The sequence below is a fragment of the Ruficoccus sp. ZRK36 genome, from assembly GCF_019603315.1.
GTDB lineage: Bacteria > Verrucomicrobiota > Verrucomicrobiia > Opitutales > Cerasicoccaceae > Ruficoccus.
On record NZ_CP080649.1, the window covers coordinates 3,237,636 to 3,255,205 of the forward strand.

Consider the following 17,570-nt stretch of genomic DNA (forward strand, 5'->3'; position numbering starts at 1 on the left):
GTCAATTTATAGGAATTTTTTAAACAGAAAAACGGTAACGCTCAACGCTGGAATCCGCTATACTCCCGAACATGCAATCAGCCCCCTCGTCTACCCCGCCCCCGGCAATCCTCACGCAGGCCAAATGGATATGGGCCTATAAGCCAAACTGGGACCAGATCAACGCCTACGCCGTCTTTCGGAAGGACTTTACGCTCACGAGCGTGCCGATAAAAGCCCCGCTGTTCATCACTGCCGACCAGTCCTACCAGCTCACCATTAACGGTGAGTACGTGTGCCGCGGCCCCGCACGAGGGTTTCAGCACAGCTGGCCCTACGACGAGGTCGATGTCAGTCGCTGGCTAAAAAAAGGGAAGAACCTGATCGCCGTGCGCGGGCACAACCCATCCTTCAGCAATTTCCAGTACCTGACCCAAGGCTATGCGGGTCTGCTCGTCGCCGCTCAGTGGGGAAAAACAAAAATCCTCAGCGATGACACGTGGCAAGCACGTCGCCAGGAGAGCATCCGCAAGGACATGGTGCAGAGCTCTCTCCAGCTGTTCCAGCAGGAGGTCATCGATCTGCGCGCGGAGTCACCGGAGTGGATGCTTCCAGGTTACGACGCTAGCACCTGGCAGAACGCGTGCGTCATTAATGTCTGGAACGGGGAGCCGTGGTCCGACCTTGAACCCCGTGGGACTGCTATGCTGGAAGAGAATGAAATCCGCCCCGGCCGCGTTATCGGGCGGGCAGAGGGCAAGAACGCCGAGGACTATTTCACCACGCGCAACCTGAGCATCACCCGCTTCGAGGAAGGGCTCGCCCATGAACCTTTCGAGGGAGACATTGCAGCGATTCCATTTTCGAAGACTCCCGCCAATGGTTGGCGTAGCGTTCTGATCGACTTGGGTAAGCTCCATATCGGCAGCGTCATTCTGGACATCAAGGGGGCCAAGGGCGGCGAAATCGTAGAGACCCACCACTACGAGACCATCAACGCGGATACGCTATGCCCGGACTTCATCCCCGGCGCGCATTGCCGCATGGCCTTTAGCCAGCGCCTCACGTGCCGTCCCGGCGATCAGCGCCACGCCTTTTACCACGCCTTTGGCTACCGCTACATGATCCTGACGGTACGCGACAGCGCCGGAGCGATCACCGTCTCCCCCAGCCTGTGCACGACCTTTTACCCGCTCAAGCACAACGGCTCGTTTACCAGCTCCGACACGGCCCTCAATGCCATCTGGGAAACCTGCGCGTGGACCCAGCGTGTGTGCAGCATGGACGCCTATGTAGACACCCCCTGGCGTGAGCAGGCCCAGTGGTGGGGCGATGCCCGCGTACAGGCCTGGAACACCTTCCACCTCGACGGCGATGACCGTTTGTTCCGACGCGGGATCAAGCAGATTGCCACGCAGAAGGCGGCGTCCGGGATCACCTATGGACACGCACCGACCATGGCCCATAACTGCGTGCTGCCGGACTTTACCCTGATCTGGATCGTGACCCTCTGGGACCACTACTGGCAGACGGGCTCACTGGAAGCCTTTGAAGCCCACCAGGACACCATCCAGAGTTCCTTGGCGTACTTCCGCGAGTGGACCGACGCCAAGACCGGGCTGCTCCACTACGACCCGCGCTACTGGCTGTTCCTGGACTGGACGGGCCTCCGTAAGACCGGTTGCTCCAGTGTTTATAATCTGTGGCTGCTGCATGCGCTCGACCGGCTGGCGCAGATGTATGCGCTTAGCGGGGACAAGAAACAAGCCGCGACCTGTCGCCAGTGGGCCAAGACCCAGCGTACGAACCTGCTCAAGCTCATCGACAAGCGCAGCGGCCTGATGCGCGACGGCTATGACGAAAAGGGCAGGATCGACCCGTCCACCTCGGTCCATGCCCAGACACTGGCCATCATCACGGAGCTTTGCCCGAAAAACAAAAAGGTGATGCTCGAAAAACGGATCGTGCCCTACCTGCGCGGCGAGTACACGACCGACATCCACCCCTCGGCCTACTGGATCACGTACCTGTTCACCGTACTGGGTGAAAACGGCTATGGAGCCGATGTGCTGGCAGACATCCGCAAGCGCTGGAGCCCGATGGCCGAGCACGGCACATGCTGGGAAAACTTCGAACCCCGGCGCGGAGACGAGAGCTTCTCACACGCCTGGTCGGCCCACCCGCTCTTTCACCTCATGCAGATCCTCGGCGGGATACGGCAGACTGCTCCAGGCTGGGAAGCGGTCACCTGCGAGCCGCTCTTCGAAGGCGAGAGCGCAGAGGTCAGCATCCCCAGCCCAAGGGGGGACATCATCTCGCGCTGGGAGCGCAAGGACGGCACCATCAGTGGCCAGCTCAAGCTACCCCGCGGCGTCAAGGCCACCCTCACCCTACCCGGCCAGAAGCCGCTCAGTGTGACCGGCACGCACCGGTATAAGCTCTAGCGATGAGCGACTCCGTTCTCTCCTGATAGCCCCTCTGATCGGGGGCTATCAGGGGGCAGATCACGGATTGCGTTTGACTGAACCTACCTCTGCGCGAAAAATGCCATATACATGGCTCAAGAGAAGCAGAGACCGGAATGGGTGCCCGAGGGTGCCGACGAGAAAACATTTACCACCGAGGTGATGAAGGGTGTCTCGGGCGGCCATGATGGCATGCCCGGCCAGACCGTTCACAATACGGCCCTGCGCACCCCGATCAAAAAGCGCCGCGTACTCTCCGCCGATGACTACATCGCGGGCATTCGTGCCAATGACCGCACCATCCTGGCCCGTGCGATCACCCTGATCGAGAGTAACGCCACCGCCCACCAGGAAATGGCTCAGCAGGTCCTCAATGCCGTCATCCCGGATGCCGGTAACGCGGCCCGCATCGGCATCACCGGCGTCCCCGGCGTGGGCAAGAGCACCTTTATCGAAGCCTTTGGCATGATGCTGTGCGAGATGGGTAAGAAGGTCGCTGTGCTGGCCGTGGACCCGAGCAGCACCGTCAGCGGCGGTAGTGTACTGGGGGACAAGACCCGCATGGAGCGCCTCTCGCGCTGCCCGGACGCCTTTATCCGCCCCTCCCCCGCCGCCGGTACGCTCGGCGGCGTGGCCCGCAAGAGCCGCGAGACCATGGTCCTGTGCGAAGCGGCGGGCTTTGACGTCATCCTCGTTGAGACGGTCGGTGTCGGCCAGAGCGAGGTCACCGTGCGCTCCATGGTGGACTTTTTCCTCCTGCTCATGCTCTCCGGTCAGGGTGACGAGCTACAGGGCATCAAAAAAGGCGTCATCGAGCTGTCCGACTCGATCTTTGTCAACAAAGCCGACGGCAGTAATGTCGACCGCGCCAAGGCCAAACGCTCCGAGCTGCACAGCGTGCTGCGCTACCTGCAGCCCCACACCGAGGGCTGGAAGCCGACGGCCGGGATTTGCTCGGCGGAGACAGGCTTTAACATCCAGGAAGTCTGGGGCACGATTGAGCGCTTTTACGCCACCACGCAGGAGAGCGGCTTCTTTGAAAAGCGTCGCCAGAGCCAGCAAATCGAGTGGATGCACGCGCTGATCGAGGAGGGCCTGAAGACGCGCTTCTTCCGCGACCCGCTGATCAAGGACCGTCTGCCGCAGATGGAGGCCGAGATCCGCGCCGGGCAAACCAGCGTCGGCGCCTCCGTCGAGGAGCTTCTGCTGCAGTACTTCAAGAATCATTGAGCAAGACAACGTCTTGAAAAAGACGGCGGGGCCTGTATGCTAGGTCCCATGGCAAAGGTAACCTTCCTGCAATCCGGCGTCAGTGCCGAGTGGACCGGTGAACATGATAGCCTGCTGGAGCTGGCGGAGGCCGAGGGGCTGAGCCTGGACTTCGGCTGTCGCATGGGCAACTGCACCGCCTGTCAGCAACGGCTCGCCAGCGGCGAGGTGGACTACCCCGAGGGGCACGACGGTGTCCCCGACGATGATAATATCCTCCTGTGCTGCAGCGTCCCCAAAACGGACGTAGAGATCGACGCCTGAGGGTATCCATCGAGCAAGTGGTTGACCTCATCCCGGTTATGGGGCATTTTATTGGCCTATGCCGGAGGATCTTCGCGGTATCCCAGTCAGCGCCACCTCAGAAACTGCGCTTCGGGCGACGAATAACTTTAATCGCCGCCTGCTCAGACTGGATGCAGGCATGGAGGAGCTGCGCCAAGCCCGGGATGAAGAGCCGGAAGATCCGCTGCTAAACCTCTACTCCGCCCTGGTCTGCCTCTATAGCCAGACCGCTGACGGACTGCAAGAAGCAGGACAATTCCTCGATCAGGTCGAGCGCCATATATCCCGCCTGACACCACGCGACCTCAGACTTCTGGAGGCCATGCAGCGTTTTCGGCGCGGGCATTTCTATGAGACGCAGGAACTTCTGGAGCAGCTCACCGAGGAGTTCCCCCGCGACCTGCTCGCGCTCAAGTTCTGCGAATACGTTTACTACACACTCGGCCAGCAGGACAGCGGCCCACGCTACCGCGCACACGTAGATCGCCTTGAGCATGCCAACGCCGGGGACCCGGACTTTCTGGGCATGCAGGCTTTTGCCTACGAGCTGTGTGACCAGCTGCGGGAGGCGCAATCACTGGCCCGCCGCGCAATCGAAGCCGAACCGCGCAACGCCTGGGCACAGCATGCCCTCAGCCACGCTCTCATCCGCACCGGAGAGATCGAAACCGGTATCCGCGAGATGGAGAACTTTCTGCCAGCTCTGAAGACCTGCGACCGGCTCATCCAGAGCCATGACGGCTGGCACCTCGCCCTGCTCTATCTGGAACAGCTTGACGAGCAGAACACCCGCCGTGTCTTCGACGAAATCATCTGGCCGTACTCTCCCGATGCCGTCGGCGAGCAGGTGGACGCGATTTCGCTGGTCTGGCGGATGGATATGGCCGGGTTCGAGATGGACAAGTTTTGGCAGGAGATAGCCACCCGCGCGGCCCCGCGCGCCCGGGAAACCTTTATCCCCTTTCTCAGCGCACACTACGCCTATGCCTTTTCCCGAGCGGGTAACGACGACGCTCTCGGCGAGCTGCTGGAAACCGTCTGGAAGCGCTCCGAGGGGCACGACTCAGAGGCCCGCCAAATCTGGGCTCCCATTGGCCGAAACCTGGTCGAGGCGAGTGCCTCCTGCGGGCAGGGCCACCACCACGAAGCTGTCGAGCTGCTGCGCCCCATCATCGAGCAGGTTGCCTGCGTCGGAGGCAGCGACGCTCAGGACGATCTCTTTCGCCTAGCGTACGCCCACGGACTCGCCCAAACCGGACGCCATGCAGACGCAGATGCGTTCCGCGAGCACTGGCAACCGATCAAACTAACAACGCCGCTGGATGAAAAACTCTTTCGGCAATGAGGCATTTTGTGAAAGCGACGTCATATTTTGCAAATGCAGACGAGTTGCGTTGACGTAGGCTGTTTTTTTCTGATCCATATGAGTCTTACCTCATGAAGGTTCCGCCACCTCAGTTTTCCTCTGAAACCCTGCGGCTGTCACTCTGCCTGGCCTACTGCCTGAGCTGGGAGACCGGCGGCAAGATGATGCGTGAAAACTGGACAACCCTGCGGGAGATCGTCCAACAGCTGGACACCCTCAAGCCTGAGGACCGGCGACTGATCGAGCTCTACGAAGAGAGCGCACCGACGGTCAACGAAGAGCGCTACCTGACACGGCGCATCGAGAAGCTCGTACCGACCCCCAAGGCCCGCCAGGCCCTGGGCACCTGGATACTGAGCTGTCTGCCCGAGGACCTGAGTGTCACCGCCGCCCGACACCCGCTGATCCGGGATTGGCTCACGCCTGGCCAGCGCGGTCTGCCCTTCATGCTGCTCCGCCGATCCCGCAGTGTATCTGCTCAAACAGAGGAGGACAGCCTCCCGGCTGAGTCGGAGCGCGAGGAGGATTTCGCACAGTTTTTGGCCATGCCCGGCTTCGAGAAAACATTCGAGCAGTACTGGCACCGCGACCCCAAAGACCGCACGAACAAGCTGACCCGCGCGCTGGTTACCATCGGGGCAATCCTTTCCCACTTTTTCTCCGCCGAGCAGTTTAACAAAGGCTCAGCGGTGCGCTCGTACCTGAAGGGCGTTTGCCACTTTTCGGATATTACGGTGGATGAACTATGCGACATAGCCCGGCAACTGGAGTCGCACTGGTACCAGAGCACAGACCTCGCCTACCGCCTGCTCGTCGATGCCCGCCTGCGTGACCGCCTGAACATCGACGAGATGGTCAGCACGCTGGATCTGGATGAGCGCACAACCCCCGAGGACCGCCAGACCTTCCACGAAGTGCTCTCGCTCACCGGCAGTGCGTGATCAGGGCGAGTCCTGGGCCTGTGATGCTTACACATCACGGATGGCACTACGTGAAGAAATGCAGACCGCAGGCCAGCCCAGAACAAGTCTGAGAGCGTGAGTCCAGCCCCCTACTGCTGTTGAGCGTCGAGGAGAAGCTTGTACTCGTAGGAGTCCAGAAGGGCTTCCCAGGAGGCCTCGATGATGTCATCGGAGGCGCCAACGGTGCCCCAGATTTTCTCGCCGTCGGTCGACTCGATCTGCACACGGATGATGGAGTCGGCCCCCTGCTTACCGTCAAGGATACGGACCTTGAAATCCATCAGGCGCACACTGCTGATCTGCGGGTAGACCTGCTCCAGCGCACGCCGGATAGCCAGGTCGAGCGCACCGACCGGACCAGTCGCCTCGGCCACCGTGTGGTAAACCTCGCCGTTGATACGCAGCTTGACGGAGGCCTCGGAGGTGAGCTCGTCCTTCCACTCACCGTGTACGTCGATGACGCGGTAGTGGATGACTTCAAAGTGATCGGGCTTATTCTTGAGGAAGCGGGCCAGCATGAGCCGGAAGGACGCGTCGGCGGCCTCGTACTCGTAGCCACGGTATTCGAGGCCTTTCAGCTCCTCTAGAAACTCCTTCATCTGCGGGGACTTCGGGTCCACATTCAGGCCCATTTCGTTGGCCTTCATCATGACCGATGAGCGCCCGGACATATCCGAGACAAGCACGCGGGTGCGGTTACCCACGGCCTCGGGGCTGATGTGCTCGTAGGAGTGCTTCACCTTGTTCACCGCGTCGGCGTGTACCCCACCCTTGTGGACGAAGGAAGCCGCCCCGACGAAAGGCGCGCGGATGTCGGGCCGCAGGTTTGCCATCTCATCCACGAAGAGCGAGATGTCGCGCAGCTTGTTCAGCTTCGGGGCGCAGTTGACCTGATAGCCGAGCTTGAGCGAAAGGTTTGCGATGATGCTGGTGAGGTTGGCGTTACCGTTGCGCTCGCCAAAGCCGTTCATCGTGCCCTGAACAATGCAGGCCCCCTCGCGGACGCCCGCCAGGCTGACGGCGACACCCAGGCCGCAGTCGTTGTGGCAATGCATGCCGATCTTCGCATCCGGGAAGCGCTCGACCACGCTTTTGACGACCTCGGAGACTTCATGCACCATCATGCCGCCATTGGTGTCGCAGAGCGTGAGAAAGTCCGCCCCACCGCGCTGAGCGGCTGCCAGCGTACTAAGCGCATACTCGGGGTTGTCCTTGTAGCCGTCGAAGAAGTGCTCGGCGTCATAGTGGACTTCGCGGCCGTTGCTTTTGAGGTGGCGGACGGTGTCCTCGATCATGGCGAGGTTTTCCTCAGCCGTGGTGCGGATGACCTCGGTCACATGCATCAGCCAGGTCTTACCAAAGATAGTGACGACCGGCGTCTCGGCGTCGATGAGGAGCTGCACCTGCGGGTCTTCCTCGACGGGGGTGTTGGCGCGGCGGGTGGAGCCGAAGGCCGCGATCTTCGCGTGGCTCAGCTCCAGCTCTTTGGCCTGCTGGAAAAAGTCCACGTCGCGGGGATTCGAGCCGGGCCAGCCGCCCTCGATGTAGTCCACGCCGAACTGGTCGAGCTTCTCGGCCACACGGAGCTTGGTCGAGACGGAGAAGGATACGCCCTCGCCCTGCGTACCGTCACGCAGGGTGGTGTCATAGATAAAAACTTTGGAATCGGGGTTCATGGGAAAAGTCGTATTACGCGAAAAAAAAGAAACGTGCCTGGCAGCGAAAAAACGCTGCCCCGCCGTGAGCTTAACGCCCTGCCCGGAAAACCCTTCCGTAAATCACATGCCAACCAAGGCCCGGAAAGGATCCCGGGCTACCGAATTCGCGCAATAGCGAGAGTGGTGACGATAAACTGCATGTGAAAGGCGATTAATGAAAATGGCTTTCGCTGCTATGACAATGCTTTATTTCATCCCCTCCGGGGGCCACCGAGGCCTCAATAGCTGATCCCAATGCCCATCGTCAGCGTGATGTCGGTCGACTTAGGGGTGTTGCCGCTGGAGTCCACCTGCGGATAGGCCAGGTACTCCCACTGCAGGGACCAGATGAGGTCGAGCAGATTCGTCATCGAGTACGAGAGCGTGGTGGTAAAGTTACCGTTCACGAGGCCTGCATTTTTGTTCGTGATAAAGAGCTGGTTATAGCTCTCCAGACGCAGGTCCGACAGGATCTGGTAGTGCAGGTTGGCCTCGACAAAGGCGGCAATTCCGTGAATCGACTTCGAGGCCCCGGTCGGGACGGTCTCGTAATAGGTCGCCTGGTAGGCGGGGCCGGCCACGACGTTCAGGCCGAGCTTCGAAGTCCGGAAGAACTGGTAGCCCACACCGGCCCCGATCGTCCCCTGGAAGTCTATGTTCTGAAAGGGGTTGCGGTAATACTGGAGAAAGGCCGGGCGCACAAAGAACTTCTCCGAGAGGAAGTAGTCGAACGCGCTGGTGACGAGTTGGTCGTTCTGGGTAACCTCGTTGTTCGTGATGGTATAGTTACCCATGTAGTAGATGATAAAGCGTGTCAGCTCGGTCTCACGCTTGATGTCGACAAAGGCGCTGTACTCGGTCTCCTCCGTATTACCGGTCTCGTAGTCGATACCGACCCCGAGGCTGAAGGACCAGTTATCGAGTTCGCTTTTATGGGCGGAGCCCAGCTCGACCACCTCGTCCTTAGGGACGGTTTTTACCTGACCGTCCGGAGCAGTGATCTGGACCACCTTGTCATTGAGCTGAACCGTCCCCTCATAGGTCTGCTTGTCCTCCAGCTTGGTCACAATGGGCTTCTCGCTCTGGATCTCGACGACCTGATCCCATGAAATGGAAACCGTCCCCAGCAACTTACTGGATATGATCAGGGTGCCCCCATCCATGCTGATGATCTTGCCCATGATCTTCTCGCCCGTGACGAGTGTGACCCAGTCCTGGCCATCCGAGGAGTAGCGCTTGCGCACGGTAGGGACGCTCACATTGAGCGACTCGCCACTGGCAAACCCCAGGCCCATATCCTCCCCCCACTGCGCATGCACAGTCGGAGTGCCGATCAGTACGGCTCCTGCCAGTAATAGGGCCTTAGCGAAATTCACGGGCAAAAGATTGGGACGCACGCCGGACCTGCCAAGGGGAAAAACCTCAGTCCGGGCACTTTACATCTAAAGTTGGGCGTGCTCCTCGATAAATGCGCGCACCGCATCAATGTCCGCCGGGAGGAGGTGCTTAACGATTTCCTTCGACTTGAGCTCTTCCAGCGCGGGCGAGGTCGACTCCACCCCGATGGCTTCAGTGATCGTATCGGGGAACTTGGCCGGGTGTGCCGTCGAGAGGACCACGGCGGTCTTGGCCGGATCACGCTCGACAAAGCCGCAGGCCGTGTGCGGATCGACCACGTAGTTGTACTTCTTGTAGACATCGGCGATGATCTCGCGGATGCCCGCATCCGTGGTATGCGAGGCGGTAAAGACGTCGGGGTCAAACTGCTCGAAGCTGTGCCGCCCGTTGTCCTTGAAGGCGCTCATAACCTCGCGGACCTTGGCCGGGTCGCGCCCCTCCAGATAGTACAGGAAGCGCTCGAAGTTTGAAGCCACCTGAATGTCCATCGAGGGAGCCAGGCTGGGAACGACTTCATCGACCTGATACTGACCGGTGGTAAAGAGCCGGTAGAGGATGTCGTTCTGGTTCGTCGCCACCCGGAAGGATGCCGCCGGCAGGCCCATACGCTTGGCCAGCCACCCGGCCAGGATGTTACCAAAGTTACCGGTGGGCACGATGAACTCGACCGCCTCGCGGCGCTCCGGCGGGAGCTGGAAGTAGGCGTAGAAGTAGTAAACGCACTGCGCCAGAATGCGGGCCAGGTTGATCGAGTTGATGGCCGAGAGACGATACTGGCGCTTCAGGTCGAGATTACCGAAGAGCTCTTTGACGATCAACTGCGCGTCATCGAAGCTGCCCGAGATGGCAATGGGGAAAACATTGGCAGCGCCGGTGGTCGTCATCTGGCGCTCCTGCAGCGGGGAGATGCGCCCGTCCGGGTACAGGATGAAGATGTTGACCCCGTCCTTACCGAGCAGGCCGTGAATGGCCGCCGAGCCGGTATCGCCGGAGGTAGCACCGAGGACGTTAATGTGCTCGCCGCTCTCCCGGATCTGCTCCTCGTAGAGGTTGCCCACCAGTTGCAGCGCAAAGTCCTTGAAGGCCAGCGTGGGGCCGTGGAACAGCTCCAACACGTAAAGGTCGTCGCTGAGCGCGACCAGCGGCGCGATCTTCGGGTCGGTAAAGCGGGTGTAGGAATCATCGACCAGACGGCGCAGGACGGACTCGTCCATGTCCGTAGCGAAAACCTTGAGGAACTCGTAGCACAGCGCCGGGTAGTCCAGGCCTTCCCACTCGGCCAGCTTACCCGAGAGGTCGGGCAGCTCCCTGGGCAGGTACAGCCCGCCGTCCGGGGCCAATCCGGCCGCAACCGCCTGCGTGAAACTTACCGCTTCGCTCTGCCCGCGCGTACTGACGTATTCCATAAGCCCTCCAAGAAACCGCCCCCCTCCCCACTCGACAAGGGGAAAGTGCGCCTTTTCGACGAGACTTTTCGGCTACGGACTCGACGGGTACAGCCAGCGGGCAAAGACGCGGCTGAGAAACGGCATGACGAAGAACGCCATCAAGAAGGTGACAATCGGCACGGAGATCAGCAGGCGCGCCCACAGTGCCATGTCGCCCACCAGCGGCCCGAACAGATAGAGCACGAGATTCACCAGCGGGTACACACACAGGAAGCTCATGATCCACATCTTCCACTTGCGGGGCGGCGGCGGGCCACCGGCACTGGCCGGAGGCGGGAACCACGGCTCAAAGCCCTGCAGGCGAGACATGTGCTGGTCCTCGATCAGGTGCTCGATCTTCGCGTACCACTGACGGCACACGTCTGAATCGACCCAGCTGGCAAGCGCATGGGTGCTCTCAAAGTGCACGATCACATCAAAGATGTCGCAGTCGTCACCCTGGCGCTCCAGCGTCTGGCTACCGAGGTAGCCGGGCCACTTCGAGCACTCGGCTCGGATGCCCTTTGTCCAGGCCTGAATCTCCGCCTCATGCCCGAGCTTCACCCGGCGCGATATAAAGAGCGAAACCGGGCTGGAAGAGGACATAGGCAAAAGGGCTGCGACTTAGTCGGGCTGCTTATCCAGCCCGAAACCGTCGTGGACAGCCTGACAGGCCTTGACCGCATCCTCAAGCGCGATGGCGACCGAGATACGGATCTCCGAGGTGGTGATCATCTGGATGTTGACCTCATGCTCGGCCAGGATGCTGAAGAGCGTGGCGGCCACACCGGCGTGGCTGCGCATCCCCACCCCGACGACGGAGACCTTGGCGATGTCACCCACGTAGTTGACGGTGCCCCCGCCCATCGCGGCGAGCGAGTTCTCCACCGCCTCAACCGCGCGCGGCACATCGTCCTTGCTCACGGTAAAGGTCAGGTTGGCAGCGCCCCCGCGGCCGATGTTCTGCACAATCATGTCCACCATGACGTTGGCATTGCCGAGGGCCTGAAAGACCTTGGCGGCGGTGCCGGGCAGGTCAGGCAGGTCGGAGACGGCGATCTTCGCCTGGTTCTGGTCGAGAGCGACGCCGCTCACGACGACATCTTCCATGGAAGGGACTTCGGCTTTCACAATGGTTCCGGGGTTGTGGTTAAAACTGCTGCGGACTTCAAAAATGACGTTGTGCTTTTGGGAGAACTCGACCGCACGGGCCTGCATGACCTTGCTGCCCATAGAGGCCAGCTCGAGCATCTCCTCGTAGGAAATTTCCTGAATTTTGCGGGCATTGGGGACCACACGCGGGTCGGCGGTGTAGACACCCTCCACATCGGTGTAGATCTGGCAGACATCGGCCTTCAGGCCAGCAGCCAGCGCCACGGCGGACAGGTCGCTGCCCCCACGGCCAAGCGTGGTGATCTCGCCCTCTTCGGTCTTACCCTGGAAACCGGCCACGATCACGACCTTGCCCTCGGAGAGGCGGTCGGGGATGTCCCCGCCGGTGATGTCACGGATGCGGGCGCGGGTGTGCGCGTCGTCGGTGTGGAAACCAGCCTGATAGCCCAGACGTGAAACCGCCGGAACCCCCAGCGAATGCAGAGCCATCGCGGTCAGCGCGATGGTTTCCTGCTCACCGCAGGCCAGGAGCATGTCCATCTCCCGGTCATCGGGGCGCGGATTTAGCTCCTTGGCGCGCGAGACGAGCTCGTTAGTCACACCGCCGCGGGCGGATACCACCACTGCGACCTGGTGACCTTCGTCCACCGTCTTCTTGATGCGCTGGGCAACGTTCCGGATGCGATCAACATCCTTCACCGACGTGCCACCGTATTTCTGTACAATCAGGGCCATGACAAAACCGCCAAAGATGGTGAATTTCCCGCCTACTTCAAGGCCATTTATCGATCCGCGCCGACAGGGATTGTATATTTATCTCACACAGAGGACACAGAGCAGAAACATGCAGCCATCAAATCGCCTTCGGGGCAGCGAACGCAGTGGGCGACATGCACCACGGCGATTGTCGCCAACTCAAACGAACTCCGCTCGCCGACACAGGCCGACGACGAACCCTGTAGGCAAATTGGTATTGGCTGCGAGCGATGGGGCAAGGCCCCATCATTGTCAGGTGCGGTCACGCACCTAGGCCTGGAAGATGCGCAGCAGGAAGGGCGTTTCGAGGACGGAGCCGAGGCGCTTGAGGCGCTTGAGGGTAGCAGCCATGACCTTTTCGTTCGACTTATGGGTCGTGAAAAGCAGCGTCGCGGTGCCCTCCTCAGGCTCCTGATGCTGGGTCATGGTAGCGATGGACACGCCTTCACGCGAAAGCAAATCGGTCACCTTGGCCAGGACACCGGGCTTGTCCTTGACCCGCAGGCGCAGGTAGTAGGCCGAGCAGATGGACTCGGGACCGGCCAGCTCGACACCGTCGTGCAGATCGGCGTAGACGTGCTCGTCCTCCTCGCAGATGCGCGGCGCGGGCCAGCCCTGCAGGGCGTAAACGGCATCCGCGATGTCACTGATAACGGCGCTGGAGGTGGCGTCCTGCCCTGCCCCACGGCCCACCAGCAGCGTGGTGCCGACGACATCACCGGTCAGGCTGACGCCGTTGTAAACCTCGTCCACACTGGCCATCATCTCGCGGCGCGAGATCAGGGCCGGGTGCAGACGCACGCTCAGGCAGTTGGTGGAAAAGTCACGGGTGATGACGGCCAGCAGCTTGATCTTGTAGCCCAGCTCGCGGGCGTAGGCGATATCGTACTGGGTGATGCCGCGGATGCCCTCGACGAGCATTTCCGACGGCTTGACCCAGCGACCGTGCGCCAGGTAAGCGAGGATCACCGCCTTGTGGGCAGCATCCCAACCGTCGAGGTCGAGCGACTCGTCCGCCTCGACATAGCCGAGAGCGCGCGCGTCGTCGAGGATGGCGGGGAAGCTCAGCCCCTCGCGCTCCATCCGGGTCAGGATGTAGTTCGAAGTGCCGTTGAGGATACCGAAAATGAGCGGAAAGCGGTTGGCGACCAGACCTTCGCGCAGGGTCTTGATGATGGGGATGCCCCCGGCCACGCTGGCTTCGAAAAAGTAATGGGTGCCGTTTCGCAGGGCGGCGGAGAAAATCTCCTGCCCATGCTTGCAGATGAGAGCCTTGTTCGCAGATACGACGATCTTACCGGCCTTGAGCGCGCGCAGCGTAAGCGTACGGGCCAGCTTGGTGCCACCGATCAGCTCGCACACGATGTCGATCGAGGGATCGTCAACAACCGCGTAGGGGTCATCCGTGATCTTGGAAGCGGGGATCTTGACGCCGCGCTTTTTCTTCAGGTCCGAGACCGCAGCCCGAACCAGATCGAGTTTAACGCCCAGGCGGCGCTCCAGCTCGGAAGCATCCGCATGGAGGTGTTTCCACACGCCCTGCCCCACTGTGCCGAAGCCCAGCAGTCCGATACGAATGACCTGTTTGCTCTGTTTTTTCTGTTCCACGAAGCGGCTGATTTAGACGGATTTTTCCCCTTGCGGAAAGGGAAATCGACACAAGCGCCCGAAGAATCTTCCTACGCCTGCCACCCGTCACCGAGTTAACAGGTCACCGAAAAAGGGTAAGGCACGGCCCCTATCGCAAGGAGCCGTGCCAAAATCATTAAACGCTGCCGCGGCGGGTCTCGAGCTCGTCACGGATGTTCTTCATCTTCTGACGGTCCAGCGGATAGCGCCAGATGAAGTACAGGGTGCAGCTCCACAGGACAAGCGGCAGGATGATGTAGAGCCACTTCATGCGGAAAAGCACGTCGTCGGGCTGTCCACCACCGAGGGCAGAGTCAAAACCACTCAGGTCCAGCACGAAGCCCCCAAGCCCGGCTCCAATCGTACCGCCGACCTTGGCGAACCATGAGTAAAAGGCGTTGAGCGAGCCTTCGCGACGAGTGTTGGTATCGATTTCGTCGTAGTCGGCCACGTCGCCCTTCATCGAGGGGATAAACATCCAGACGGCACCGATGGCACCGGCCTCAAAGACGGCGGACACCAGCCACAGGTAGGGCCTCTCAGGGCTCAGGCAGACAAGGTTCAGCAAGTGACCGAATACGCTACCGGCCAGCATGATCGTCACAATGATCTTCTTGTCCAGACGCTCACTCAGCCAGGCCCACAGCGGAATACCGCAGATACCGACAATCATCACACCGGTCGAGCGCCAGCCGTTGAGGATAGAGGCTGAGTCGAGTTTACCCTCATAGAGGACGTAAATGCTCATGTACTGCCCCAGCGTGTTCGCGATGGACGAGCCCAGAATCAGGAAGAAGGTGATCCCGATCAGGTACCACAGGGGCTTGCAGTGCAGGGACTCGCGGATGCTCTGGATCAGGCGGGTACGGTGCCCGGACTTGACCGTGGCAGCGTAGTAGCGCTCGCGGACGAAGAGCGTCGGCAGCAGCCCCATCACAACAATGATGGCGGCAATAATCCAGCTGGTGGCACGCATGCCCTTTACAAAGTCGGCTTCACCCGTCACAGCATCAGCAAAAAGGCTACAAGTGGCAAAGGCCATCACCCAACCGCCGCCGAGGTACACCAGCTTACCGACGATGGCCACCCACGCAGCCAGGCGGGTGCGCTCGTCATAGCTCGGAGTCAGCTCCATCTGGAGGCTGTAGTACGGCACCGACCAGACGGTGAAGCAGGTGTAGAAAGCGATCCCCAGCCCGCCGAGAGCGAGGTACTGGTGCGTCAGGCTCATCCCCTCGGGCAGTCGCCACAGGCAGAGGTACAGCACAGCGGTCAGCAGCGCACCGATCCCGATATACGGGCGGCGGCGCCCCCAGCGCGTGCGGGTGTTGTCCGAGACATTCCCCATCACCGGGTCGGTGATGGCGTCCCACCCACGCAGCACCATCATGATAACCGCAAGCACGGACGGGGATATCCCCAGTCCGATATTAAAAAACGGCATCCAGAGGATACCCATGGTCAGGCCCGAGGCCAGGTAGTCCACACCGTAGCCCATACTGAAGGCGGCTTTTTGCGGCGCTGGGATCCGGTCTGATTCTTTTACACGTGGTGCTGTGCTCATCTCAATGTCATGGGGCGTGCAAGCTCCCTAAGGGCAGCTTGCGGGTTGGTTGGGGTCATTAGATATACTCATTCAGCGCAGGTATGACCCGGCCGCAAACTGAAGGTTACTCAACTCGTTTAGTGCCCAATAAAAAGGCTTTAAACCCTTTCCGGGACCGACCATGATCCAAGCAAAGATGGGCCGCCCCAATATGTACGGCCATTCCCCCCAACCCGTAACTGTGATGATCCATACCGCTCAACGCGTCCTGACCCGTTTCCAATCCACTTCGGCCCTGTTGCTGGCCGCCCTGTTTCTAGGGCTGTCCCTGCCTGCGATTTCCACGGCCGAAACCCGCCAGCCGGAGATGTTCCCGGATGGCGCACACTGGAGCGCTGTTGGCGATAGCATCACACACGGCGGCACCTACTACGCCTGGGTCTACCTTTACTACACCACGCGCTTCCCCGAGCAGGATCTGAGCGTCGCCAACTGCGGCATCTCCGGGGACACCTCCTGGGGCACCAACAGCCGCTACGACTGGGATGTCGCTCCCACCGAGCCGACCGTCGCTACGATCATGCTCGGCATGAACGATGTCGGCCGCAACTACTACGGTCAGGAAGCCACCCCCAACATCCAGCAGCAGCGTGAAAAACGTGACGACTCCTACCGCAAGAACATGCGCAAGCTCGTCAAGAAGCTCAAGGATCAGGGTGCGACCGTCATCCTGCTGAGCCCCACCCCCTATGACGACACAGCGGACATCGAGACCAAGAACCTGAAAGGCGTTAACGCCAAGCTCGGTGCCTACGGTGACTTCGCACGCGAACTGGCTGAGGAGGAAGACCTCACCGTGGTAGACTTCAACGGCCCGATGACTGCGCTCAACGAAAAGCTTCAACAGGACGACCCGACCTTTACCCTGATTGGACCGGACCGCGTCCACCCGCGCACTCCCGGCCACCTCATCATGGCCTATCTGTTTCTCACTGCACAGGGTGCGCCCGCCGAGGTATCCAGCGTGAAGATTGACAGCAAGAGCCTCAAGGCCAGCGCCGACAATGCCACCGTCACCGACCTCGCCCGCAAAGGCGACAGCCTCAACTTCACCGTGAAAGAGAACGCCCTGCCCTTCCCCGTTCCGTCAGATGGCGAAGTCGCCCTCGAATACATACCTTTCACCGAAGACCTCAACCAGGAGCTGCTCACCGTGACCGGGCTCGCTCAGGGCTCTTACACGCTGAACATTGATGGCAACAGCGTCGGTACCTTTACCCAGGCAGAACTGGGCAGCGGAGTGAATCTCGCCACCCTGACCAACACGCCGCAGTACCAGCAGGCCCAGAAGGTTCTCGCGCTGGTCAAGCAGTGGCGCTCTCAGGTGGCCACCCTGCGCGGCATCGCCTATGTCGAGCACACGCGCCTGAAGGATGACCCCAAGCCGATCGACCTGGAGCAGGTGCGCCCGAAGCTTGAAGAGCTCATGAACAAGTACAAGACAACGGATGCTGACAAGCCGCATGCCGGGTACTACGCCCGCGCTATCGAAAACTACCTGAAGAACAAGACCAGCCAGGAGGAGATCAGCCAGAACATCGAGAAGCTCCAGACACAGATCAAGCAGGCTGCCCAGCCTGTCGCCCACGAATACTCGCTGCAACTCTCCCGCTAAGCG

General features: G+C 60.7%; 13 protein-coding genes. 6 read left to right on the plus strand and 7 right to left on the minus strand.

The window, feature by feature from the left end; all coding sequences use genetic code 11:
• Positions 1-71 precede the first annotated feature (71 nt).
• From K0V07_RS14130 to K0V07_RS14150, 5 genes are all read left to right on the plus strand, one after another.
• Entirely contained in the window at positions 72-2,423 is a 2,352-nt protein-coding gene (locus K0V07_RS14130) for an alpha-L-rhamnosidase C-terminal domain-containing protein (RefSeq protein WP_220622032.1), read from the plus strand.
• Positions 2,424-2,534: 111 nt separating this feature from the next.
• On the plus strand, positions 2,535-3,674 hold the full coding sequence (meaB, locus tag K0V07_RS14135; RefSeq protein WP_220622033.1) for a methylmalonyl Co-A mutase-associated GTPase MeaB: 1,140 nt from the start codon (positions 2,535-2,537) through the stop codon (positions 3,672-3,674).
• A gap of 48 nt (positions 3,675-3,722) precedes the next feature.
• A complete protein-coding gene (locus tag K0V07_RS14140) occupies positions 3,723-3,977 on the plus strand; it encodes a 2Fe-2S iron-sulfur cluster-binding protein (RefSeq protein ID WP_220622034.1) in 255 nt (84 codons plus the stop codon).
• A gap of 58 nt (positions 3,978-4,035) precedes the next feature.
• Positions 4,036-5,343, plus strand: a complete 1,308-nt coding sequence (locus tag K0V07_RS14145) for a hypothetical protein (RefSeq protein WP_220622035.1) — start codon at positions 4,036-4,038, stop codon at positions 5,341-5,343.
• A gap of 92 nt (positions 5,344-5,435) precedes the next feature.
• On the plus strand, positions 5,436-6,305 hold the full coding sequence (locus tag K0V07_RS14150) for a hypothetical protein (RefSeq protein WP_220622036.1): 870 nt from the start codon (positions 5,436-5,438) through the stop codon (positions 6,303-6,305).
• 110 nt (positions 6,306-6,415) lie between these two features.
• Here K0V07_RS14150 and cimA read toward each other — a convergent pair whose 3' ends face one another.
• From cimA to K0V07_RS14185, 7 genes are all read right to left on the minus strand, one after another.
• Positions 6,416-8,002 (minus strand): citramalate synthase, encoded by a 1,587-nt coding sequence (cimA, locus tag K0V07_RS14155; protein ID WP_220622037.1) that lies wholly within the window; start codon positions 8,000-8,002, stop codon positions 6,416-6,418.
• A gap of 260 nt (positions 8,003-8,262) precedes the next feature.
• Positions 8,263-9,399: a DUF481 domain-containing protein gene (locus tag K0V07_RS14160; RefSeq protein ID WP_220622038.1), complete on the minus strand. Its 1,137-nt coding sequence runs from the start codon at positions 9,397-9,399 to the stop codon at positions 8,263-8,265.
• A 66-nt stretch (positions 9,400-9,465) separates the two neighbouring features.
• Positions 9,466-10,827 carry a threonine synthase gene (gene thrC / locus K0V07_RS14165; RefSeq protein ID WP_220622039.1) on the minus strand — a complete coding sequence of 454 codons (1,362 nt, stop codon included), beginning with the start codon at positions 10,825-10,827 and terminating at the stop codon, positions 9,466-9,468.
• 72 nt (positions 10,828-10,899) lie between these two features.
• Entirely contained in the window at positions 10,900-11,454 is a 555-nt protein-coding gene (locus tag K0V07_RS14170) for a hypothetical protein (protein ID WP_220622040.1), read from the minus strand.
• 18 nt (positions 11,455-11,472) lie between these two features.
• Positions 11,473-12,696, minus strand: coding sequence for an aspartate kinase (locus K0V07_RS14175; RefSeq protein WP_220622041.1), 1,224 nt, complete (start codon positions 12,694-12,696; stop codon positions 11,473-11,475).
• A gap of 291 nt (positions 12,697-12,987) precedes the next feature.
• Complete coding sequence (locus tag K0V07_RS14180) at positions 12,988-14,325, minus strand: homoserine dehydrogenase (RefSeq protein ID WP_220622042.1); 1,338 nt, start codon at positions 14,323-14,325, stop codon at positions 12,988-12,990.
• A 157-nt stretch (positions 14,326-14,482) separates the two neighbouring features.
• On the minus strand, positions 14,483-15,910 hold the full coding sequence (locus K0V07_RS14185; RefSeq protein ID WP_220622043.1) for an MFS transporter: 1,428 nt from the start codon (positions 15,908-15,910) through the stop codon (positions 14,483-14,485).
• A 163-nt stretch (positions 15,911-16,073) separates the two neighbouring features.
• On the opposite strand from K0V07_RS14185, the gene K0V07_RS14190 reads away from it, so the two are divergent.
• Positions 16,074-17,567, plus strand: a complete 1,494-nt coding sequence (locus tag K0V07_RS14190; protein ID WP_220622044.1) for an SGNH/GDSL hydrolase family protein — start codon at positions 16,074-16,076, stop codon at positions 17,565-17,567.
• Positions 17,568-17,570 lie beyond the last annotated feature (3 nt).

Bases quoted from the DNA above. Each gene is read 5' to 3' on its own strand.
- K0V07_RS14175 (WP_220622041.1), bottom strand. From the start codon at position 12,696: ATGGCCCTGATTGTACAGAAATACGGTGGCACGTCGGTGAAGGATGTT.
- thrC (WP_220622039.1), bottom strand. From the start codon at position 10,827: ATGGAATACGTCAGTACGCGCGGGCAGAGCGAAGCGGTAAGTTTCACG.
- K0V07_RS14140 (WP_220622034.1), top strand. From the start codon at position 3,723: ATGGCAAAGGTAACCTTCCTGCAATCCGGCGTCAGTGCCGAGTGGACC.
- K0V07_RS14130 (WP_220622032.1), top strand. From the start codon at position 72: ATGCAATCAGCCCCCTCGTCTACCCCGCCCCCGGCAATCCTCACGCAG.
- K0V07_RS14145 (WP_220622035.1), top strand. From the start codon at position 4,036: ATGCCGGAGGATCTTCGCGGTATCCCAGTCAGCGCCACCTCAGAAACT.
- K0V07_RS14190 (WP_220622044.1), top strand. From the start codon at position 16,074: ATGATCCAAGCAAAGATGGGCCGCCCCAATATGTACGGCCATTCCCCC.
- cimA (WP_220622037.1), bottom strand. From the start codon at position 8,002: ATGAACCCCGATTCCAAAGTTTTTATCTATGACACCACCCTGCGTGAC.
- meaB (WP_220622033.1), top strand. From the start codon at position 2,535: ATGGCTCAAGAGAAGCAGAGACCGGAATGGGTGCCCGAGGGTGCCGAC.
- K0V07_RS14185 (WP_220622043.1), bottom strand. From the start codon at position 15,910: ATGAGCACAGCACCACGTGTAAAAGAATCAGACCGGATCCCAGCGCCG.
- K0V07_RS14170 (WP_220622040.1), bottom strand. From the start codon at position 11,454: ATGTCCTCTTCCAGCCCGGTTTCGCTCTTTATATCGCGCCGGGTGAAG.
- K0V07_RS14150 (WP_220622036.1), top strand. From the start codon at position 5,436: ATGAAGGTTCCGCCACCTCAGTTTTCCTCTGAAACCCTGCGGCTGTCA.